The organism is Photorhabdus sp. RM71S (genome assembly GCF_042879355.1).
GTDB lineage: Bacteria > Pseudomonadota > Gammaproteobacteria > Enterobacterales > Enterobacteriaceae > Photorhabdus > Photorhabdus kayaii.
The window spans coordinates 78,238-100,570 of record NZ_JBHFKV010000010.1 but is presented as its reverse complement, the minus strand read 5'-3'; the positions used below and the strand labels follow the sequence as shown (position 1 = coordinate 100,570).

Annotated in this window: 21 protein-coding genes and 1 tRNA gene; 11 read left to right on the top strand and 11 right to left on the bottom strand. The window is 42.2% G+C overall.

The genetic code is table 11. The features are described 5' to 3' along the window. Positions 1 to 147 precede the first annotated feature (147 nt). Positions 148 to 297 (top strand): hypothetical protein, encoded by a 150-nt coding sequence (locus ACGF5R_RS08320; protein WP_238399278.1) that lies wholly within the window; start codon positions 148 to 150, stop codon positions 295 to 297. A 396-nt stretch (positions 298 to 693) separates the two neighbouring features. Here ACGF5R_RS08320 and ACGF5R_RS08315 read toward each other — a convergent pair. The 5 genes from ACGF5R_RS08315 to aspA all read right to left on the bottom strand — a co-directional run bounded on the left by ACGF5R_RS08315 (position 694) and on the right by aspA (position 6,271). Beyond that, positions 694 to 769 (bottom strand) — tRNA-Phe (locus tag ACGF5R_RS08315). A 128-nt stretch (positions 770 to 897) separates the two neighbouring features. Next, positions 898 to 1,470, bottom strand: coding sequence for a transcriptional regulator (locus ACGF5R_RS08310; protein WP_112878239.1), 573 nt, complete (start codon positions 1,468 to 1,470; stop codon positions 898 to 900). 17 nt (positions 1,471 to 1,487) lie between these two features. Beyond that, on the bottom strand, positions 1,488 to 3,215 hold the full coding sequence (locus ACGF5R_RS08305) for a protein-disulfide reductase DsbD (protein ID WP_112878240.1): 1,728 nt from the start codon (positions 3,213 to 3,215) through the stop codon (positions 1,488 to 1,490). A 189-nt stretch (positions 3,216 to 3,404) separates the two neighbouring features. After that, positions 3,405 to 4,706, bottom strand: coding sequence for an anaerobic C4-dicarboxylate transporter (locus tag ACGF5R_RS08300; RefSeq protein WP_387690445.1), 1,302 nt, complete (start codon positions 4,704 to 4,706; stop codon positions 3,405 to 3,407). A gap of 140 nt (positions 4,707 to 4,846) precedes the next feature. Then, entirely contained in the window at positions 4,847 to 6,271 is a 1,425-nt protein-coding gene (aspA, locus tag ACGF5R_RS08295) for an aspartate ammonia-lyase (protein ID WP_387690443.1), read from the bottom strand. Between the two features lie 377 nt (positions 6,272 to 6,648). Between aspA and ACGF5R_RS08290 the strand changes: the two genes are divergently transcribed. The 5 genes from ACGF5R_RS08290 (at position 6,649) to ACGF5R_RS08270 (ending at position 12,209) form a co-directional block, all read left to right on the top strand. Continuing rightward, entirely contained in the window at positions 6,649 to 7,137 is a 489-nt protein-coding gene (locus tag ACGF5R_RS08290) for an FxsA family protein (RefSeq protein ID WP_011148252.1), read from the top strand. Positions 7,138 to 7,334: 197 nt separating this feature from the next. Further along, complete coding sequence (locus tag ACGF5R_RS08285) at positions 7,335 to 7,628, top strand: co-chaperone GroES (protein ID WP_036809429.1); 294 nt, start codon at positions 7,335 to 7,337, stop codon at positions 7,626 to 7,628. Positions 7,629 to 7,677: 49 nt separating this feature from the next. Next, positions 7,678 to 9,324: a chaperonin GroEL gene (groL, locus tag ACGF5R_RS08280; RefSeq protein WP_112878243.1), complete on the top strand. Its 1,647-nt coding sequence runs from the start codon at positions 7,678 to 7,680 to the stop codon at positions 9,322 to 9,324. A gap of 626 nt (positions 9,325 to 9,950) precedes the next feature. Then, a complete protein-coding gene (locus tag ACGF5R_RS08275) occupies positions 9,951 to 10,859 on the top strand; it encodes a LysR family transcriptional regulator (RefSeq protein WP_112878244.1) in 909 nt (302 codons plus the stop codon). A gap of 1,008 nt (positions 10,860 to 11,867) precedes the next feature. Next, complete coding sequence (locus ACGF5R_RS08270) at positions 11,868 to 12,209, top strand: DUF4156 domain-containing protein (protein WP_157975304.1); 342 nt, start codon at positions 11,868 to 11,870, stop codon at positions 12,207 to 12,209. Positions 12,210 to 12,271: 62 nt separating this feature from the next. Here the strand turns inward: ACGF5R_RS08270 and epmB are convergent, their stop codons facing one another. After that, complete coding sequence (epmB, locus tag ACGF5R_RS08265; protein ID WP_387690441.1) at positions 12,272 to 13,300, bottom strand: EF-P beta-lysylation protein EpmB; 1,029 nt, start codon at positions 13,298 to 13,300, stop codon at positions 12,272 to 12,274. A 37-nt stretch (positions 13,301 to 13,337) separates the two neighbouring features. Here epmB and efp point away from each other — a divergent pair, with 37 nt between their 5' ends. Together efp and sugE are read left to right on the top strand one after the other, a co-directional pair. Then, positions 13,338 to 13,904: an elongation factor P gene (gene efp, locus ACGF5R_RS08260; protein ID WP_387690439.1), complete on the top strand. Its 567-nt coding sequence runs from the start codon at positions 13,338 to 13,340 to the stop codon at positions 13,902 to 13,904. A 199-nt stretch (positions 13,905 to 14,103) separates the two neighbouring features. Then, positions 14,104 to 14,418 (top strand): quaternary ammonium compound efflux SMR transporter SugE, encoded by a 315-nt coding sequence (gene sugE / locus ACGF5R_RS08255; RefSeq protein ID WP_118985641.1) that lies wholly within the window; start codon positions 14,104 to 14,106, stop codon positions 14,416 to 14,418. A gap of 120 nt (positions 14,419 to 14,538) precedes the next feature. Here the strand turns inward: sugE and frdD are convergent, their stop codons facing one another. Genes frdD through frdA form a run of 4 tightly spaced genes read right to left on the bottom strand, consistent with a single transcriptional unit; the run spans position 14,539 to position 17,841 of the window. Further along, positions 14,539 to 14,892 (bottom strand): fumarate reductase subunit FrdD, encoded by a 354-nt coding sequence (gene frdD / locus ACGF5R_RS08250; RefSeq protein ID WP_118985640.1) that lies wholly within the window; start codon positions 14,890 to 14,892, stop codon positions 14,539 to 14,541. 16 nt (positions 14,893 to 14,908) lie between these two features. Continuing rightward, positions 14,909 to 15,301 (bottom strand): fumarate reductase subunit FrdC, encoded by a 393-nt coding sequence (frdC, locus tag ACGF5R_RS08245; protein ID WP_387690436.1) that lies wholly within the window; start codon positions 15,299 to 15,301, stop codon positions 14,909 to 14,911. A gap of 16 nt (positions 15,302 to 15,317) precedes the next feature. Beyond that, on the bottom strand, positions 15,318 to 16,052 hold the full coding sequence (locus tag ACGF5R_RS08240) for a succinate dehydrogenase/fumarate reductase iron-sulfur subunit (RefSeq protein ID WP_387690434.1): 735 nt from the start codon (positions 16,050 to 16,052) through the stop codon (positions 15,318 to 15,320). Further along, positions 16,045 to 17,841, bottom strand: coding sequence for a fumarate reductase (quinol) flavoprotein subunit (frdA, locus tag ACGF5R_RS08235; RefSeq protein ID WP_387690432.1), 1,797 nt, complete (start codon positions 17,839 to 17,841; stop codon positions 16,045 to 16,047). Before frdA ends, ACGF5R_RS08240 begins: the two co-directional genes overlap by 8 nt. A 678-nt stretch (positions 17,842 to 18,519) precedes the next feature. Between frdA and ACGF5R_RS08230 the strand changes: the two genes are divergently transcribed. The 3 genes from ACGF5R_RS08230 to epmA all read left to right on the top strand — a co-directional run bounded on the left by ACGF5R_RS08230 (position 18,520) and on the right by epmA (position 21,029). After that, complete coding sequence (locus tag ACGF5R_RS08230) at positions 18,520 to 18,933, top strand: hypothetical protein (RefSeq protein WP_387690430.1); 414 nt, start codon at positions 18,520 to 18,522, stop codon at positions 18,931 to 18,933. A gap of 564 nt (positions 18,934 to 19,497) precedes the next feature. Continuing rightward, the gene (locus tag ACGF5R_RS08225; RefSeq protein WP_118985635.1) at positions 19,498 to 19,911 is read left to right on the top strand and encodes a hypothetical protein; all 414 of its coding nucleotides are present in this window, start codon (positions 19,498 to 19,500) and stop codon (positions 19,909 to 19,911) included. Between the two features lie 140 nt (positions 19,912 to 20,051). After that, positions 20,052 to 21,029 (top strand): elongation factor P--(R)-beta-lysine ligase, encoded by a 978-nt coding sequence (epmA, locus tag ACGF5R_RS08220; protein WP_118985634.1) that lies wholly within the window; start codon positions 20,052 to 20,054, stop codon positions 21,027 to 21,029. Between the two features lie 52 nt (positions 21,030 to 21,081). Here the strand turns inward: epmA and glpQ are convergent, their stop codons facing one another. Beyond that, positions 21,082 to 22,158 (bottom strand): glycerophosphodiester phosphodiesterase, encoded by a 1,077-nt coding sequence (gene glpQ, locus ACGF5R_RS08215; protein ID WP_118985633.1) that lies wholly within the window; start codon positions 22,156 to 22,158, stop codon positions 21,082 to 21,084. Between the last annotated feature and the right edge of the window lie 175 nt (positions 22,159 to 22,333).

Here is a 22,333-nt window from a genome sequence, read left to right as displayed (position 1 = left end):
CCTTCCTGTCTCCGGGCTCCGGTCGAATCATTCCTCCTGTAGTAGAAGCAGATCATGATCAAACCCATCGAAGGCTTACGGTCAAGTTATTGCAAGGTGGTGAATACATTCCTGATGTTTTCAGGTGTGAACAATCGGCCTGCTTAAGTGATCCGCCAGCAGGTACTAGCATTGCGTGGATATGTGTTGCATCAGGTCGGGCTGAAAGGTGTTACTTGGAATAGTAAGATTGCGCATTTGCTGGAGTGTGAGTTGATGCTGTACATCGATGTTGAGCCACAGAGAGAAGAATGTTAATAGGATAAAACAGAATATTCTCGCTGCTGGCTGAACCTGTCTTTTCTACATAAATTCCTTGTTACAAGATGGGGAATCTTTTTGAACTGAGGCAATCTTTTATAACTAACCCTATTCTGATTAATAATAAGAAAGCTGAGCAACCAATAATAAACAATATCGTGTTAATGAATTCATTGATTTTAGTTTGGATGGATTGACAGGTGCAATAGAACTTGCAAGTCTTTCGCCAAAGAAAAAATTGACGCCTAAATTTTTAGGTATCCTAGCTTGGTAACCCTTATGTTCAATTCAGTATCGAAGTACTGAAAAGCCAAACCAACTACAGTTATGCATCCGGGTTCTTGTATTGAGTGGGCCGTCGAGTTTTTATCTCCTAACCAACGCACCTTGAATTGGTGCCCGGAGGCGGAATCGAACCACCGACACGAGGATTTTCAATCCTCTGCTCTACCGACTGAGCTATCCGGGCAACGGGGCGCATTAAACCGTATTCAGCCTAAGTCGTCAATGCCTTTCTGATAAAAAATGATAAAAGCGGATTGATTGCTTTCTTTTTGCTCGGAATTTGTGTGGTTGTTCATCTTAGGCTGATTTTTGTTAACTTAACGCACCATTTTTGCGGCATAAGGCAATAGCTAAAACATCTTCTGCCAGCAGTTTTGCCGTAGTGATATCACCAATATCCCGTTTGAGTAGTAGCTTACTCAGGCAACCTTCCAGAATCAGTTCCATCTGTTTAGCAACGAGTTCGCAATCTTCAATATCCAGTTGATGTAATAGCTCGGTGGTGTAACGGGAAGAACTCTGTTTTTGTAATTCAGCTAATTGATGGATAGGGTGGTCAGATTCAGGGAATGCGCTACAGGCTGCGATAAATAGGCAGCCTGGGTAGCGTTTCTCCTTTACTTTTTCATCAAGGGCTGTGTAACGAGCCAGTAGCTTCTGCTCTGGTGTCAGAGTTTCATCCAGTAATATCTGTCGCTGCCAGACTTCAATCTGTTGGCCGTGATAACGTAGACAGTCATAAAGTAGAGCTTCCCGATCGGGCCAGAACTGCTTGAGATATTCGATATCCATGTTAAGCGAGCCAAAAAGTACCTCAGTTGTGATGGATAAGCCATGTTGCTCCAGTAAGTTTAAGGCATGACTAAGAACTTGTTCTCGTTGCATGGTGTTCTCCTTCTGAATCATTTTGGCAGATGTTGCAAATGCTCATTAAAGTGGGTTGCATCCATAAAACCATTTACCCGTGAATCGGGGATCTCTTTCCCCTGAGAATCAAAAAACAGAATAGTCGGCAATCCCCGAACGCTAAGTTTTTCTAAAAGCTGCTTCTGTTGCGGGCTGTTGTTCGTGACATTGGCCTGTAACAGTAAGGTATCACCTAGTTGTGACTGAACTTGTGGATCGCTGAAAGTATATTTTTCAAATTCTTTACAAGCGGTACACCAGTCAGCATAGAAATCAAGCATAACGGTTTTATGGCTGTTTTGTGTCATTATCTGTTCTAATTCCTGCCAGTTATTTATCTGGCGGAAATTTAAACTGTGTTGCGACTGTTGTGTGACCGTTGTACCCCAAAACCAATCCTGCAATGGGCGGGTAGCTATCAGCATCAAAATTAACAATATCAGTTGTATGACTCGTACCCAACCGTTTTGGCTTCTAATCGTCAGAACAAATCCCCATCCTAGGAAACTGACTGCTAGCAGGCTCCATAATCGTATTCCCCATGCATCACCGATAACCCTTTCCAGCAGGAAAATGGGTAGCGCAAGAATAATGAAGCCAAAAGCTTCTTTAACATACTGCATCCAAGGCCCACTGCGTGGCAGGAGTTTGTGACCAAATAGGGTGACAGCAATGAGCGGTAATCCCATTCCCAAAGCGTAAAGATAAAGGGTTAGGCCACCTGCCACGGTATTACCACTTTGAGCAATGTAGAGCAGAATCGCGCTTAAAGGCGCGGTAGTACAAGGAGAGCAAATTAATCCCGCTAACGCACCCATAGCGAATACACCGAAAAGTGAACCGTTTTTTTGCTGGTTACTCCAGTTGACTAAGCGCGTCTGAACAGCGGAAGGCAGTTGCAGAGAATAGAGGCCGAACATCGACAGTGCCAGCAGAATAAACAATACTGATAAGCCGATCAGTACATACGGATGTTGCAGTGCGGCCTGAAATTGTAGACCGGCAGCCGCTACAATCAATCCAAGTAGCGTATAGGTGACTGCCATGCCTTGAACATAGCTTAGCGCTAACCAAAATATCTGTCTCAGGCTTTTAGGGCGTTGGCTGCCAAGAATAATGCTGGAAATCAATGGATACATCGGTAGTACACAAGGTGTAAAGGCGATACCGATGCCAATCAAAATTGCCCAGAGTGGTGAGAAAGGTAAATGTTGTTGGTCATTCGATGCACTTTCTGGCGTTTTGTGAACAGGTTCAGCAGGTATGGCGTCAGTTGTTTTTGATGGAATAACTGCACTCAATGGAACAAGGCGGGTTTCAGGTGGATAGCAATATCCTGCGGCGGCACAGCCTTGATAAGTGACAACGATATTAGAATTGTTGTTCGCCTTTGTAACAGGAACATTGACGATGAGTTGTTGGAAATAAACTTCAGTTTCACCAAAGAATTCATCTCGATGAGCTGTACCTTGTGGCAACGTGATTTTACCTAGTGTGGCCTGTTGCGGCTCAATATGAAGTTGTTTGCGATAAAGGTAATAACCCGGTTTGATCTGCCAGTCTAACGTCAATTTGTCGTTTTTTTGCTGAAAATCAAACATGAATGCCTGATCTACTGGCAAATATGGGTTTTGCCCCGGCTGTTCAAACAGCGCGTTTGCTGCCGTTGGGGTAAGGAGGGGGCTGCAAAGCAGCAAAAATAGCATCAGAGTACGTTTAATCATAAAGATAATGATCGCTAATCGAATGAAACAGATTCAGCACTATAACCGAAGGCGGCCAGACCAGAAAGTGTTCTGGTTAAGATTAAGACAGTTATTGAAGGTTTTCAGAGAAAATATATCGCTTGGTAGAAGAGAGTATATAGGGGCGGTATACGCCCCTATATTAAGCGGTTATTGGCAGGCAGAGAATTAAAGGATCATACTGCCGAATAGGAAACCGAAGGCAACAGCTAGAGCAACCCCAATGGTTCCAGGGATAAAGAATGGATGATTAAATACAAAACGGCCGATACGGGTCGTGCCGGTGTCATCCATTTGAACTGCGGCAACTAAGGTTGGATAAGTAGGTAGAATAAACAATCCAGAAACTGCGGAGAAAGAGGCAATGGCAGTCAATGGAGTGACGTTCAGAGCCAAAGCCATCGGCATCAACGCTTTTGCGGTAGCTGCCTGAGAATAGAGTAGGGCGGAACAGAAGAAGAAAATAATCGCTAGCAACCAAGGTTGAGAGTGGATTAACTCTCCAGCGGTGCCTTTAATCCAATCCATGTTCGCCTGTACAAAAGTATCTCCTAGCCATGCAACACCCAGAATACAGATACATGCGCTCATACCCGCTTTAAAGGTACTGGAGTTCAGAATAGCGTCAGTATCAACTGAACAGAACATGGTGGTGATAGTTGCAACACTCAACATAATGATCAGAATAGCGTGAGTAGTGTTCATCAGGGGTTCTGCAATCAGGCCGATGCTTGGGCTGTTGACGATAGCGTAAATAACAACACTGATAACACCCGACAGGAATAACAGAACAGAAGCTTTAGCCCTTGGTTTGATCTCAATCTGTTTGCTGCCACGCAGAGTTACCAGGTTTTCTTCCAGACGTTTCAGATAAATGGGGTCATCAGATAGTTTGGAATTGAACATCCAGGCGATGATGAAAGACATCAGAACAATAGCGGAGAAAGTGGATGGTAATAGCACCATTAACAGATGGATATAGCTAACGCCGTGGCCTTCCATCAGAGAAGACATATAAACGACCGCCGCGGAAATGGGTGAGGCGGTGATGCCAATTTGGGCCGCTACAACCGCAGTGGAAAGTGGACGGCATGGCTTAATGCCTTGTTCTTTCGCAACTTCAGTAATGACAGGCAGAGCTGACAGAGAGATGTTGCCCGTACCTGCAAACAGCGTCAGGAAATAGGTAACGATAGGTGCGAGTATCGTGATGTATTTTGGATTTTTACGCAGCAGTTTTTCAGTTTGCTGAACCAAGTAATCCAGACCGCCGGCAACCTGCATTGCAGAGATAGCGGCGATAACGGCCATAATGATGGAAATAACATCGAATGGGATATGCCCTGGTTTAACGCCAATTACAGCCAGCACCAGAACGCCAAGACCACCGGCAAATCCAATGCCAATTCCCCCTAATCTTGCACCCAGGAAGATGGCCAGCAGAACGATAATCAATTCTACGGCTAACATAATAGTGACTCCTTGAAATAATTAAAAATTTGAAAATTTTAGGTTAATACTTTGTGCATGTAGGGAAGTAAAAAGGCACGCTATCCAGTTGGAGTTGCGTGCCTTGTTGCTAAGAGCTATTTTTTATTATATTCAACAACTTAATCGTCAAAACGTTTTGCCTTGTAAGATGGGCATTTTAGGTTCTCTACAGAGAAGATGTCATCCAATTGAGTTTCGGTCAGTAGACCTCGTTCCAGCACGACTTCACGAACACTTTTACCGGTTTCAGCACAAATTTTACCAACAATGTCACCATTGTGGTGACCGATGAATGGGTTCAGATATGTCACGATACCGATCGAGTTGAATACGAAATTTTCGCAAACTTCTTTGTTAGCCGTGATGCCATTAACGCATTTTTCTACCAGGTTGCGGCAAGCGTTGCTTAGCAGGGAGATAGATTCAAACATGGCCTGACCGATAGCAGGTTCCATTACATTGAGCTGTAACTGGCCTGCTTCGGATGCCATAGTAACACAAATATCGTTACCAATAACTTTGAAGCAAACCTGATTCACAACTTCTGGAATAACCGGGTTCACTTTTGCTGGCATAATAGAAGAGCCTGCCTGTAATTCTGGTAGGTTGATTTCATTCAGGCCAGTACGAGGGCCAGAAGAAAGCAAACGCAGGTCATTGCAGATTTTAGACAGTTTGACAGCCAGGCGCTTCAGAGCACCGTGGACCATAACATAAGCTCCACAGTCAGAGGTTGCTTCAATTAGATCTTCGGCTGGTATGCAAGGAAGACCTGAAACTTCAGCCAGTTTTTCAACCGCCAACTTCTGATAACCTGGCGCGGTATTCAAGCCGGTACCGATAGCAGTAGCACCAAGGTTAACTTCCAGCAGTAATTCAGAGGTTCGGTTTAGGTTTTTAACTTCTTCTTTCAGCAGGATAGAGAATGCGTTGAATTCTTGCCCCAGTGTCATAGGAACAGCATCCTGTAATTGGGTACGACCCATTTTTAGGATGTCGTTAAATTCTTTAGCTTTTTTATCGAAGCCCGCAATTAACAGTTCAATAGATTCGATCAGTTTTAGGATGGCGTTATAAACTGCGATACGGAAGCCGGTTGGGTAGGCGTCGTTAGTTGACTGGCTTTTATTCAGATGGTCATTGGGATTCAGATACTCATATTCGCCTTTTTTATGGCCTAACAGTTCCAGACCAATGTTTGCCAGAACCTCGTTGGTATTCATGTTGAGTGAAGTACCGGCACCACCCTGAAATACATCGACTGGAAACTGATCCATGCATTTGCCGGTATAGAGTACTTCGTCACATGCTTTGATGATGATATCTGCAATTTTTTTAGGAATCGTTTGCAGTTCTTTGTTAGCTAGGGCTGCGGCTTTTTTTACCATCACCATGCCACGGATAAATTCGGGTACATCATTAATGGTGTTGTTACTGATATGGAAGTTTTCAATCGCACGTAAGGTGTGAATACCATAATAGGCTTCAGCAGGAACTTCTCGTTTACCTAACAGGTCTTCTTCGATACGAATGTTGTTTGACATGAGAACCTTCTTATTAGATGACGTTTTTACTGTCTAATTATGCGTTCGTTAAATCATTATGTTGCCAACTGCAATAGTTATGATATGAACTTTTTATCACCGGATGGCCAGCGTGATCATATGCTGGTTAGCAATAAATGCATTGAATCTGGATCACTTTATAGTGGTATTTGTTTAGTCTGATTTGATATATGTGATATCTATCACAATTTCGTATCTAATTAGAAAGATTTTCAGCGGATTGAAAACGATAGCTGTGACCCCAATTATATCTTTAATAAACTGAAAAAATATTAATTTGGTTGTCCCTTGGATTTTGTTGATATGATTTATTCAGGATACAACCTGTTCATCCAAATCAATTGAAGGAGCACCAAGTGCGTTGGTTGCCATTTATCCTGATATTTTTGCTTGTCTATATCGAGTCAGCCTTATTTGTGCGTGTTGCCTCTGAACTAGGTGTATTGTTGACTCTGTTACTGGTGTTGTTTACTTCTTGTATCGGTATCTCTTTGGTACGCAGTCAGGGCATAAAGAATTTTATCCAGATCCAGCAGAAGCTGATTAATGGGGAGAGTCCGGCTGCGGAAATGATAAAAAGCGTCTCTCTTTTACTGGCGGGTTTCCTGTTACTCCTCCCCGGTTTTTTTACGGATTTTCTTGGATTGTTGTTGTTATTGCCACCGGTTCAAAAAACATTAGTGATGAAACTGATGCCACATATCAATTTCTATCGTCCTCATAATAGTGGTGGATTTAGACGGGATAGTAATACTTTTGAGGGGGAATACGAGCGTAAGCAGGATGACCCCTCCCGAACGTTGAAAGACCATAAACCCGATGACGACGAGCATAAGCCTCATTGATAAGCGGTTATTTTCTGAATGTTTGGTTTAATCATCGGTTTTTTTCTGTGGGCAAGAAAAAAGTAAAATATTTTTTTGCCTGCCCTTGAAGTATCATAAGTAGGTCCCCATTTAATTTATTATGATACTGGTTTAATGAAAGCGTACTGGTATCAATCCTCTTACCTGATATGGACTTTCTTATAGGAGAGCTATCAATGAATATTCGTCCATTGCATGATCGTGTAATCGTCAAGCGTAAAGAAGTTGAATCAAAATCTGCTGGCGGTATTGTGCTGACTGGCACTGCTGCGGGTAAATCCACTCGTGGCGAAGTTTTGGCTGTGGGCAATGGCCGCATCCTTGAAAACGGTGATGTAAAAGCACTGTGTGTGAAAGTTGGAGATATCGTTATTTTTAACGATGGTTACGGTGTTAAATCAGAGAAGATCGACAACGAAGAAGTGTTGATCATGTCTGAAAGCGACATTCTGGCAATTGTTGAAGCGTAATTGTTGCGCTTAGATCTTCTTAACTGAACGAATTTAAAGGAAAGAAACAATGGCAGCTAAAGACGTAAAATTTGGTAGCGACGCTCGCGTTAAGATGCTACGTGGTGTGAATATTCTTGCTGATGCAGTAAAAGTAACCCTTGGCCCTAAAGGCCGTAACGTTGTGCTGGATAAATCTTTCGGTGCTCCTACAATCACCAAAGACGGTGTTACCGTCGCTCGTGAAATTGAACTGGAAGACAAGTTCGAAAACATGGGTGCTCAGATGGTGAAAGAAGTTGCCTCTAAAGCGAATGATGCTGCGGGCGACGGTACAACGACCGCAACTGTATTGGCTCAGTCTATTGTTACTGAAGGTCTGAAAGCCGTAGCCGCTGGCATGAACCCAATGGATCTGAAGCGTGGCATCGATAAAGCCGTAGTTGCAGCAGTTGCAGAGCTGAAAAAGCTGTCCGTACCTTGCTCAGATTCCACCTCTATTGCTCAGGTAGGTACTATCTCCGCGAATTCCGACGAAACTGTGGGTAAATTGATCGCAGAAGCGATGGATAGAGTTGGTAAAGAAGGTGTAATCACCGTTGAAGAAGGTACTGGCTTGGAAGACGAGCTGGATGTCGTTGAAGGTATGCAGTTCGACCGTGGTTACCTCTCTCCTTATTTTATCAACAAACCAGAAAACGGTTCTGTTGAATTAGAAAACCCATATATTCTTCTGGTAGATAAAAAAATCTCCAACATCCGTGAACTGTTACCCGTTCTGGAAGGTGTAGCTAAGGCAAGCAAGCCTTTGCTGATTGTTGCTGAAGATGTTGAAGGTGAAGCACTGGCAACTCTGGTTGTTAATACCATGCGTGGCATCGTCAAAGTTGCTGCGGTTAAAGCGCCTGGCTTCGGTGACCGCCGTAAAGCTATGCTGCAAGATATCGCTGTCTTGACTAACGGTAATGTTATTTCTGAAGAGATTGGCTTGGAGTTGGAAAAAGCAACTCTGGAAGATCTGGGTCAGGCAAAACGTATCGTTATCAACAAAGATACCACCACCATCATTGATGGCGTTGGTGAAGAAGTTGCAATTGCAGGCCGTGTTAATCAGATCAATCAGCAGATCAAAGAGTCCACTTCTGATTATGACCGTGAAAAACTGCAAGAGCGCGTAGCTAAACTGGCTGGTGGTGTTGCTGTTATCAAAGTTGGTGCTGCAACAGAAGTTGAAATGAAAGAAAAACGCGCTCGCGTTGACGATGCTCTGCATGCAACTCGCGCAGCAGTAGAAGAAGGCGTAGTAGCTGGTGGTGGTGTTGCACTGGTTCGCGTTGCAGCGGCTATTGCTGGTCTGAAAGGCGATAACGAAGATCAAAACGTAGGTATCCGTGTTGCAATGCGTGCGATGGAAGCTCCTTTACGTCAGATCGTTGATAACTCAGGTGAAGAGCCATCTGTTATCGCAAACAGCGTGAAAGCAGGTGAAGGCAACTACGGTTATAACGCAACGACTGAACAGTATGGCGATATGATCGCAATGGGTATTTTGGATCCAACCAAAGTGACCCGTTCTGCACTGCAATTTGCAGCATCTATCGCTGGTCTGATGATCACCACTGAATGTATGATCACTGATCTGCCTAAAGATGATAAAGCTGATTTAGGTGCAGCAGGCGGTATGGGTGGCATGGGCGGTATGGGCGGCATGATGTAATAGCCGCGTAGGTCGCTAGCCGAGCGGGTTACGTCCATAGTGGTCACCGATTAATAGTGGTCACCGATTAATATCGTGGTGAATATTCCCACCCCGCTAAAATAGCATTTAAAAAAATCCGATATCCGGGCTGAGGTTCAAGTCTGGATATCGGTCTCCGGGTCTGATTTCAGATAGGGGTGAAAGCCTGTATTTCCGTAATATTCATGAAAAACGTACGTTGAAGTGATGTTGTTTCCAATATTGTGATGAAACGGCATCGTGTTTACTAAGTGATAAGTCTACTAGGATAGCTGAAGTGCTTTCCCGTCAACTTTATTTTTGCTGATGTTCCAATGAACGATACAAGGGACTGCTCTTGCTAAACGTTCTCTTCTCCTGTTTCCTTCTGTAGTGCTGCTATACTCGTGATTAAAGTTTGTGCAACACTGCTCCTGCTCCATGTGAAACTACGGCTTTACAAAGTGATTGCTCTCTTCATTAGCTTAAAAAGCGTAAGTAATAAAGATGATTTGGCATAGGGGAAATTCTTAAGGAAAAAAATATTTCCTTAAACTTAGAAAAAATGAGTTTATTAGACTAAAATTCATTTATTCATAGGACTTTGGAAAATAATTCAAATATCTATGCACAAATTTAATCGATCTACAGAAATGGCGGTATTCGTTCAGGTCATTGAGTCGGAGAGTCTCTCTGCCGCTGCTCGCAAGCTCGACATGACGCCATCAGCAGTCAGTAAGCTTATTAATCGACTGGAGATGCGACTTGGTGTACGGCTGTTGAATAGAACGACACGTAAACTTCAGTTAACGGCTGAGGGTTCTGTTTTCTATGAACGTAGTGTCAGAATTTTGGAGGACATCATAGCCGCAGAACAAGAAGCAAATCAGGGAACCGCGCTACGTGGACGGATACGTGTGAATTGTCATGTTGCGTTTGGAAAACATTGCTTGATGCCTTTACTACCGGATTTCCTGCAACGCTACCCAGAGATCACACTCGACATCTCATTATGTGACTTGATAGTGGATTTACTTGATGATCGTAGCGATGTGGCGATTCGCACCGGTCCTCTGGACGATTCATGCTTCATGGTACGCAAGTTGGGGGCAAGTCGAATGGTTGTGGTAGGATCTCCTTCGTACCTTGAAAGGATGGGAATACCCTCTATGCCTAGCGATCTGGGGCGCTACAATCGACTTGGTTTTGGCTTTACCCGTCATATGAAAGCTTGGCCTTTCATCGATTCGGAAGAGTGGGGGCAACAATTGCCTTCAGGGAACTTGCTACTTGGTGATGGAGAAACCATGCGTAAAGCTGCAATAGCAGGACTTGGCTTAGCACGATTAGCTCGTTTCCATGTGGATGCTGATATTCGGAACGGTTTGTTGCTACCTGTACTTGAGAACTATAATCCTGGCGATAAGGAAGAAATATATGCAGTTTTTGTCGGCCAAGGTAGGCAACTCCCATCACGGATACGGGTATTTCTGGACTATCTGACAGAGCGTATCCACATTGGTGATGGATGGTGATAGTCGAAAAATATGATTATGATGCCACGAAAATGTTTGATGGCGCATTATCGTGGTGTCAATGGAGGTATTTCTATCCAAATGGGACTCAGTTTCTTGAATCCATGTTAAAAAAGTATCATTATTTACACATAATAAGATTCACCTGAAATTCATATAAGTATAACCTTTTAACCCTTTTAACCCTTTTAACCCTTTTAACCCTTTTAACCCTTTTAACCCTTTTAACCCTTTTAACCCTTTTAACCCTTTTAACCCTTTTAACCCTTTTAACCCTTTTAACTCTTTTAACCGGTGGAGTTTTTATGGGATATAACGTCAGATAATTGCTCAATAAAAAATTGTCGTGAGATATTATCAAATCAAAACTGTCGATATACCCTATGGATTTCAAGATGCATCGCGACGGCAAGGGAGCGAATCCCCGGGAGCATAGGTAACTATGTGACCGGGGTGAGTGAGTACAGCCAACAAAGAGGCAACTTGAAAGATAACGGGTATAGATGTTTTAATAGTGTTTTGAGTGAGATGGTTTAAGTTTAATATCATTCGCAACATGGGAATTGAATTTATAAGATGGAAAAATAAACATAAATATGCCAACAGGAAATATATGTCAGATGATTATTATAAGTTTATTCAAGATCTTGCTGTAAGAGGGTTAATGAATTAAATATTTACATTATGACTTTTAGTATTGCATATAATAATATTTTTAGTGTTCTATCTGGTAGTCAATATCATGGATAAAAGGCTTTTTTAATAGATAATTTATGTATTGATTAATGAGTGATGTTTTTTGAAGATAAAGCATTTATCAAACTTATTCATGTTATTTATTCGATTATTTTCCTCTATTTTCTTACTGTATTCACCTTGGTATAAAATATTTTTGACCTAAACACTTTACTGAAGGATGACTTTATAAATTATTTTTTGCGATATTGGTGTACAACAAGGTATATTGATGATTAATTGTCGAATTTCCAACAATGAGTGAGGAAAAACATGCGAATTAAAGTTTTGCTCAGTGCTTCAGTATTGTTACTATTGGCAGGGTGTACAACCACTAACCAATTAACTTCTGGTGGTTCACAGGTTCGATTTGTTGATACTAAGCCCGGCAGTGAGTGTCAGTTATTAGGTGAAGTAACAGGTACTCAAAGCAATTGGATGACTGGTGTAAGTAATGAAAGCAGCTCAATGCGTGGGGCAGCCAATGATTTACGCAATAAAGCCGCAGTCATGGGGGGAAATGTGATATATGGAGTCACCAGTCCGAGTGAAAGCCTGTTATCGAGCTTTGCTCCATTGGACAGTAAGATGATTGGTCAGGTCTATAAATGCTAGTAATAGCATTCAGAATTTGAATGGTATGCCCGGCTGAAAAGTATCCGGGCATGAATTTTTTGTCACTTTTGTCTTAATCCCAAATCAAGAGGTGTCTTACTCGGCTCTCCGCCGATTTCCCTTGCCAGACGTGGTACTAAATAACCTGAAATTTTTGTCAGTAATTTCCGGATAAGCCTCTTGGCTTCTTCATCGCTGATCGCAAAATGAGCGGCTCCTTGTACTTTATCCAGCACGTGAATGTAATAAGGTAGAATACCTGCATCAAACAGAGCGTTGCTCAAATCAGCCAGAGTATCAGGATGATTATTGATACCGCGTAACAGCACACTTTGATTTAGTAACGTAATACCTGCTTGTTTCAGCAACATCATACTGTTCCGTAAGGATTGGTCGATCTCATTAGCGTGATTGATATGTGTCACCATGATTACCTGTAATCTCGATTGTGCCAGTCGATCGCAAAGCGTTGTTGTGATCCGGGCAGGAATAACCACAGGCAGACGAGTGTGAATACGTAGTCGTTTGATATGGGAAATCTTTTCCAGATTGCTGATTAACCAGTCAAGTTCGTGATCTTTTGCCATTAAAGGATCGCCACCAGAGAAGATAATCTCATCAAGTTCAGGATGTTGCTGAATGTAATCTAACGCTTGTTGCCAATTGCGTTTATTACCTTTGTTATCTTCGTATGGGAAATGACGTCGGAAGCAATAACGGCAGTTAACCGCACATCCTCCTTTAACTAGCAACAGTGCGCGATTACGGTATTTATGTAATAGACCGGGGACAGCACTGCGTTGTTCATCCAGAGGGTCGGTGGAAAAACCCGGCGTAAGCGTGAATTCCTCTGGTGTCGTTATAACTTGAAGTAATAGCGGATCATTAGGATCGTTTGCCTGCATACGGGCAGCGAAAGCTCTAGGTACCCGTAATGGAAACAGGCGACGTGCATCGCTACCTTTACTCAATGTCGGGTGTTTATCTAAAGATAATAATTGTAATAATTCATCAGGATCGGTAATAACATCTGTCAGTTGTTTCAACCAGTCTTCTCTGATGATGATCTTTGGGGTTATAATGTGCGCCATTTTTTGGCTAAGCCATTTTGTTTAAAAGAGGATCTCCATGGCTACTTATAGTACCAATGAATTCCGTTCAGGTCTTAAAATCATGTTAGATGGCGAGCCGTGCGCTATTCTTGAAAGTGAATTCGTGAAGCCGGGTAAAGGTCAGGCGTTTGCCCGTGTCCGTATTCGTAAGCTGATTTCCGGTAAACTGCTGGAAAAGACCTTCAAATCTACTGACTCTGTAGAATCTGCTGACGTGATAGATATGAACCTGACTTACCTATATAACGATGGTGAGTTTTGGCACTTTATGAATAACGAAACCTTCGAACAGTTAGCGGCTGATGAAAAAGCAGTTGGCGATAATGCGAAATGGTTAGTGGAACAAGCTGAATGTATCCTGACGCTGTGGAATGGTCAGCCTATCTCTGTGACTCCACCAAACTTTGTTGAATTAGAAATTACTGATACTGATCCAGGTCTGAAAGGTGATACCGCAGGTACGGGTGGCAAACCAGCAACCTTGAGCACTGGTGCTGTAGTTAAAGTACCTCTGTTCGTTCAAATCGGTGAAGTGATTAAAGTGGATACTCGTTCTGGTGAATACGTTTCTCGCGTAAAATAATTACCGACTGTATTCGATAAAAGCCGCAGTTCTGGAAGCAGACTGTGGTTTTTCTTCTGAACACATAATGCTGTGTTATTGATACTGCAACTTTTCGCGATTATAATTTGCCTCTATTTCTTTCTAATGGTTATCCGGGACGACTTGGATATACTGCCGTTTTCTGGGGACGACCTCTCAATTATTATGGGGCTTTGATATGTCCTGGTTTATTCTTGTTATTGCTGGTTTATTCGAAGTCGTCTGGGCGATTGGCCTGAAATATACTCATGGTTTTACCCGGTTGATACCGAGCCTTATTACAGCTGGTGCTGTAGCGCTCAGTATGGGGTTGCTTGCTTATGCAATGAAAGGCTTACCAATAGGTACAGCTTATGCGGTGTGGACTGGAATAGGTGCGGTGGGTACTGCTATTTTTGGCATTATAGTGTTCGGTGAATCTGCGAGTTTTGCCAGGATTCTAAGTTTTGCTCTGATTATCGCCGGTATTATCGGGCTGAAATTGTCCAGTTAATATTGAACTGCACTCCAAAAGTTTCGCATTTTGGCAGTGCAGCTTCTACACGTTTCATGTATTTACGCACATAAATCTTTACGCTGAAAGTATTTATAACTTCGGCTCGTTGCTATTCGATTACAGAGTAAAAACGCCGATGATAGCGACAATACTCAGAATCGCTGCCAGGCCGTAGAAAATCCATTTACTCGCAGGGATATGAATTTTCAGGTCATGCATACCGTGGTGGATACGGTGTGCACCGCACCATAGCGGTAGAATAATCATGAGTAATAGGAACGCACGACCAATAAGGCTCTGACAGAAAGCCAGAATTCGCTCGTAACTTAACGCTTCCGGTGCTACTCCCAATGGTAAAAGGATGGCTACCAGTAAAATAATGGCTGGAGCCACAATTGCGCCCCACATACCACCGGCACCAAATAATCCCCAAAAAATCGGTTCATCGGAACGTTTAGGTATTTGATTCATTAGATCCTCCTTGAAGTTAAAGTAAGGCTATACCTAAGATAATCGTGGTGACGATAATAGTGACGGCCCATAGCAGTTTGATTACTGGCTCAGGTCCCATCTTTTCGCTTTTTATCACTACGTTAGCTGCCTTCGGCGCCAGCTCGAACCAGGTTTTAGTATGCAGCAGAGCACCTAGCAGAGTGGTGATATTAATCAGCAGGATGACGGGATTTTGTAGGAACGTGACAAATTCATCCCAGCTTTGGGTGCCACCTTTTAGAGCGAATAGACCGTATATCAGCAAGATACTGAACCACATAGTCGTAACTGCGGTACTTTCGCGCAGAATATAGAAGCGGTAAAAGCCCAGTTTCTGCCACCAGTTGGGAGCCATGCTGCGGATATAAGGTTTGCGTTTAGTCGTCATTACTTTCTTTCTCCCCTTATTGTGGTTTTAGCATGGCGATCATGAAGTCTTTCGCGCTTTCGATCTTGCCTTGTTGGATAGCCGCTGCTGGATCGACATGTTTCGGACAGACCTCAGAACAGTAACCAACGAATGTACAGCTCCATACCCCATTTTGGCTATTAAGTTGGGGCATACGTTTCTTCTTACCGTGGTCGCGGTTGTCGAGGTTGTAACGGTGAGCCAGCGTGATCGCCGCCGGGCCGATAAATTCAGGGTTCAGACCAAACTGAGGGCAAGCGGCATAACATAAGCCACAGTTGATACAGCCGGAAAATTGATGATATTTTGCCATCTGTGCTGGAGTTTGAATATTTGGACCTTCAGAAGGTCTACGGTCATTCCCGATGATGTATGGTTTGATAGCTTCTAGGCTTTCAATGAAGTGGGTCATGTTTACTACCAGGTCACGTTCAATGGGGAAGTTAGCCAGCGCTTCAACTTTCATTCCTTGAGGATAATCACGCAGGAAGGTTTTACAGGCCAGTTTGGGCACGCGGTTAACCATCATGCCGCAAGAGCCACAGATAGCCATACGGCAAGACCAGCGGTAAGAGAGATCGGGAGCGAGATTGTCTTTAATGTAACCTAGGGCATCAAGTAGAGAAGTCTGCTCATCATAAGGAATCTCATAGGTTGCAAAATGGGGTTTATGGTCACTTTCCGGGTTATAGCGCATGACCTCCATTCTCAGGGTGTTTATATCAACCATTCTCCTGCTCCTTATATTTTTTCTCTTGTGCCGCGGCTTCACCGCCGTATACACGTTTTGCGGGTGTGGATTTGGTGATTTTTACATCGCTGTATTCCAGGTGAGGGACACCTCCAGGCTTATAGAAAGCAAGCGTATGTTTTAGGAAATTTTCATCGTCACGTTCGGTACACTCTTGATCTAAACGTTGATGAGCGCCACGGGACTCTTGACGGTTTATTGCAGAGTGAATCATACATTCAGCCACATCCAGGCTAAAGCCTAGCTCAATGGTGTACAGTAGATCAGTATTGAACACATTGGTGTTATCAGTGATCTTCACCCGCTTAAAGCGATCTTTTAGTTCAGTGATCTTATCGATCGTTTTTAGCATGAGTTCAGGAGTACGATAGATACCGCAGCCTTCTTCCATTGAGATACCCATTTCATCACGGATTTTTGACCAACTTTCCGCCCCTTCCTGTTTCAGTAAGTTGTTCAAACGTGCGACTACATCACGTGCTTGGGCATCCAATGCGCGGTCATTAACGGGTTTGGTTTGTTGAACATGTTTTACTGCTTCTTCACCAGCCAGACGGCCAAAGACCACCAATTCAGCCAGAGAATTGGAACCAAGGCGGTTTGCACCATGCAGGCCAACAGAAGAACATTCACCAACAGCGAACAGCCCTTTAATACGGGTTTCACATTTCTGGTCAGTTTCGATACCGCCCATAGTGTAATGTGCGGTAGGTCGGACCGGAATGGGCTCTTTAACGGGATCAACACCGGCATACGCTTTTGCCAGTTCACAGATGAAGGGTAGGCGTTCAAGTAATTTCTTCTCTCCCAAATGGCGTAGATCCAGATAAACCACATTGCCACGCGGAGTTGAAAGAGTACGACCGGCCCGCCATTCATGCCAGAAAGCCTGAGAGACTTTGTCACGGGGACCCAGTTCCATATATTTGTTTTCAGGTTTGCCTAATGGAGTCTCAGGGCCGAGGCCATAATCTTGTAAATAGCGGTAGCCATCTTTGTTGACCAGAATTCCGCCTTCACCACGACAACCTTCTGTCATTAGGATACCGGAACCTGGCAGACCGGTTGGATGATATTGAACAAATTCCATATCACGCAGTGGTACGCCGTGACGGAATGCCATGCCCATACCATCACCGGTCACGATACCGCCGTTGGTATTGTAACGGTATACACGGCCTGCGCCACCGGTTGCCATAATAACGGCATTAGCCCTAATCTGAATTTTGGTGCCTTCCATCATATTTAGTGCAACCAAGCCGCGTGCTTGTCCTTCATCCACCAGAATATCGAGGACAAAATGTTCATCAAAGCGTTGAATTTGAGGATACTTAAGAGAGGTTTGGAATAGCGTATGTAACATGTGGAAGCCTGTCTTATCCGCAGCGAACCAGGTACGTTCTATCTTCATACCACCAAAACGACGCACGTTGACGGAACCATCTTCTTTACGGCTCCACGGACAGCCCCACTGTTCTAGTTGGATCATTTCTGTTGGGCAATGTTCGACGAAATATTCAACAACATCTTGCTCGCATAACCAGTCACCACCGGATACTGTGTCGTTGAAATGGAAGTCATAGGAGTCGTGAGCTTGGGTGACGGCTGCTGATCCACCTTCTGCTGCCACTGTGTGACTACGCATTGGGTAAACTTTTGAGATCAGAGCAATCTTCATCTGAGGATTAGCTTCAGCGGCGGCAATTGCGGCACGTAGACCAGCGCCTCCGGCTCCGATAATAGCGAGATCGGCATTAAAGATTTGCACTGTGCTTCTCCATTGTTTAAGTGAAATTAATTAGTCAGCAAAATCGTCGTAACTTTCCTACCATGTTGTTGTTATTGTTTCTTATATAGCAAAATTCTGTAGGTAAAATTCGGTGGTTAATGGGTAACTATTTATTACTTTCTGTATGAAATTAATTATAACGAATTGCAAGTAAAGGAAATTTGATATGAAAGGGTATTTTGTTGGATTTGATCACTAAAATTTGATCTGAGTCAAGAATTAGTTACTTTATTAGGCATTGATCGATAGCGTTATTATCTAAGGAGAATAGGAGAGCTCATAATGGAACTGAGCATCAAGGCTATACAATGTGAATTTGATTTTTCTGTTGTTTTTTGCTGATGTCAGAAATTACTTAAATACAATAGGATTTGGGGATTTTATTTTTATAATATTGCAATTAATAATTTCAAATGAATTTTTATTTATAGTTTATGGTTTTATAATTTAAATGTGAAAGTTATTTATGTTTAATGAATGTTATAATTAAGTCTTAAATGGTTATATTGTTCAAAATAAATACTAAAATATATTTTGGTATTTAATAATCGTATTAGTTGTATATATTCATTGAAAAGATTTTATGTTTACAGGAATAGTAAAATGAGGTGTTTAAATTAATGCGCTATAAATAATATATTTAAATAGGAGAATATTATGGGATTATCAAGTAGTCCTATTGCATTACAGGCAGATAATGGATGCTATTTAAGCCGAATTGATCGAGGAGGAGGGCTTGATTTTATTGAAGCTAATAAATCTATTATTGATATTTATACAAAATATTCCGCAACACAATTGAGTTACAATAAAATAGCACTTCGTGCAAGCAATGGCCTTTATTTAAGTCGGGTCTCTCTGGCGGGTGGCGATTATATTGCGGCGACAAAATCAGATATTGATATTTATTCTAATTTTACTTTAGAATATATCGACGATAATGTAATAGCTTTGTGTGCAGATAATGGTAAATATCTGAGTCGGATCAATGCAGGTGGTATTTTTAACTATATTAGACCGGATAAGTACGACTTAGATCTGTATTGCCAGTTTAGAGTTATAAAATTGTAATTGGGTAATGGATGATTTTTGTTTATAGAGTATTGTGGTGGTCAAGTAAAACTGACCACTATTATTTTAATGATAAAACAATAGAGTTAGTCACTTAATACACCGGATAAGATATTAATTATATTTCATAATGATTTGATTATTAATGTATTCTTCGTGTTACTGGTTATATTACAATTATCATCTTAAATTACTTTTAAGTTTCCTTATAATATCTTACTTTTAATTTAAATATGACAATTGCTTCTGGTTATTTAATAATTATAAGTGATAATTGGCTATGTCTTATATAATTATAATAAAGAGAGAATATATTTTATTGTTTAACGGTAGTAGTATATACCTAATAGATTTCGAGTTGCAGAGAGGCGGCAAGTGAACGAATCCCCAGGAGCATAGATAACGATGTGACTGGGGTGAGTGAAAGCAGCCAACAAAGCAGCAGCTTGAAAGATGAAGGGTATATATTCAATAAGGGAGTTTTATTTCTATGATCATAGAAAGTTGATATGAGGTTTAAATGGTATTCTATAAGTAATTAATTATATTTAAACGGAGGGTATGATGGCATTATCAGAGCACACTATCGCATTGATGGCAGATAATGGACTTTATTTGAGTCGATTCAGTCAAGGAAAGGTTAATTACATCCAGGCTGGAAGATATACACTTGGTACTTCTTCACGGTATGTAGTGACGCTATTTAATGCTTATACGATGGCACTTCGGGCAGACAATGGGCTCTATTTGAGTCGAGTTGAACGGCCTGGTGGTAATTATATTGAAGCTGCAAAATTGAATATTGATGCTTCTTCTACGTTTACTGTAGAAGATGTTGACGATAATGTAATAGCGCTAAAGGCAGATAATGGAAAATATCTGACTAGGCTTAGCATAAAAGGTATTAATTATATTAAACCTGATAAAACCAATATGGACGGATTTTGCCACTTTAAATTGATAACTCTGTTAGAGTAAATAGTGATTTTGTTTGGTATTGGCTTTGTTGTGTCAGGCAAAATCGATCACTATTTTATTGTTTATCTGACGGTAATAATTTGTCTGATATGTGTGATGCAGGTAGACTGCACGTTTGGTTTTATTTTGGAGTCATTTACATGAGCGAAACAGCAAACTGGCAGCCAAGCGCACCTATCGCCAACTTGTTGAAACGAGCGACTATTTTAGCAGAAATACGGCGCTTTTTCGCAGATCGTGGGGTATTGGAAGTTGAAACGCCTGCGATGGGTCAGTTTACAGTGACTGATATTCAATTGTTTCCTTTTCAGACGGAGTTTGTTGGTCCAGGTGCTGCGGATGGTATGACTCTTTATCTGATGACAAGCCCGGAATATCACATGAAGCGCCTGCTGGCGGCAGGAAGCGGCCCTATTTATCAGCTCGGTCGCTGCTTCCGTAATGAAGAGGCGGGGCGTTATCATAATCCTGAATTTACCATGCTGGAATGGTATCGGCCCCACTACGATATGTATCGTTTGATGAATGAAGTTGATGACTTACTTCAACAGATCCTTGACTGTGAAAATGCAGAATCACTCTCTTATCAACAGGCTTTCCTGCGTTATTTGGATATTGACCCGCTATCAGCAGAGAAAGAAAAGTTGCGTGAAGTCGCCGCCAAATTGGATCTGAGTAATATTGCTGATGTAGAAGAAGATCGAGATACTTTATTGCAACTTTTGTTTGCTGTTGGGGTTGAACCGCATATCGGTACTGAAAAGCCAACTTTTATCTACCATTTTCCGGCTTCTCAGGCTTCTCTGGCGGAAATCAGTAAAGAAGATCATCGGGTGGCAGAGCGTTTTGAAGTCTATTTTAAAGGCGTTGAATTGGCAAATGGCTTCCGTGAGCTAACTGATAGTCATGAGCAGCGTCAGCGTTTTGAACAGGATAACCGTAAACGCGCAGAGTTAGTTTTACCTGTTCGACCGATTGATGAAAATTTGGTTGGCGCCCTGAAACAAGGGATGCCTGAGTGTGCAGGTGTGGCGCTTGGTGTCGATCGTTTGGTGATGTTGGCTTTGGGGGCTGAAAAGCTCAGTGATGTTATGGCCTTTTCGATAAGTAAGGCGTAATTGTTAAGCAACAGGAACAGGGCACTAGATTAAAAGTCGCCCTGTTTGCATCTTATTTATGTTGATGCTGTTTTTGTAGGAATTTCACGCCTAAGTCAGGGAAATCGGTGAATACACCGTCTACATCCGCTTGGTTATAAATAATATCGAAAAGTTGATCACCGCTGGTGACGTATTTAGGCAGTTGATCAACTCGAATCGAATATGGATGGACTTCCAGATTATTGGTGTGAGCTTCTTTTACCAGACTAGTTAACTTAATATTGGTTGGTGTGGAATACTCCGCCACGATCATATGGTAATCAGGGCCGATGCCATCAGCATATTGCGCTACTTCTCTCATTGCACCTGGCTTGAACATCCAGTCATAGCTGTAATTTGTCCATTTGCCGTCTGATTGTTTTTCATAAGTTTCATTCCAGTCGGTGTAAGCGATAAGTTGAACCAGTTTCAGATCCATGCCTAGCTTGGGTTCCAGTTCGTTTTTGATGCGTTTGAGTTCGTTGGTATCAAAACATTGCAGGTAAACTTTGTCGCTTTTCTTGGTGTAACCATACGCTTTCAGCACGGTTAGCACTTTAGTAGAAATATCTTTTCCTTCCTTCTGGTGGAACCACGGTGCTTTGATTTCAGGGTAAATACCGATATTTTTGCCGGTAGATTTGTTCAATCCCTGAACAAATTCAATTTCTTCCTGAAAAGTGTGGATTCGGAAATCAGATTTCCATATCGGGAAACGATTGACGTAGTTCTGTACCTGCTGATTATTTTTAATATCGAAGCCTTCCGTGAATTTTAATGACTTGATTTCGGATAAGGTAAAGTCGATAGCATAGTAGCGTCCATCTTGACGAGCACGGCCAGGGAATTTATTGGCAACGTCAGTGACACGATCAAGGTAATGGTCATGTAAGACTATCAGTTCATCATCTTTAGTCATGACCAGATCTTGTTCCAGATAGTCAGCACCTTCGGCATAAGCCATGGCTTTAGCCGGTAGAGTATGTTCAGGCAGATATCCACTCGCGCCTCGATGGGCGATAACAATCTTATCTGCCGCTTGAGTGATGCCTGACATCGATGAAGTTAAAATAATACCCATTATCATTGTCTTGATTGGAGCTTGCATATGTGTTTCTCCGTTTTAGCAATGAGATGAAATCTATCTCATTAAACTGTGTGTTTGTCTGTGTTAATAATACTCACTGACATAATCTCTTAGTTTAGAGGTTGAAAAAAGCCGCAGCATATATAATGCTGCGGCTTAATTAATATTATCAGCGATATATCACAGTTTAATGACA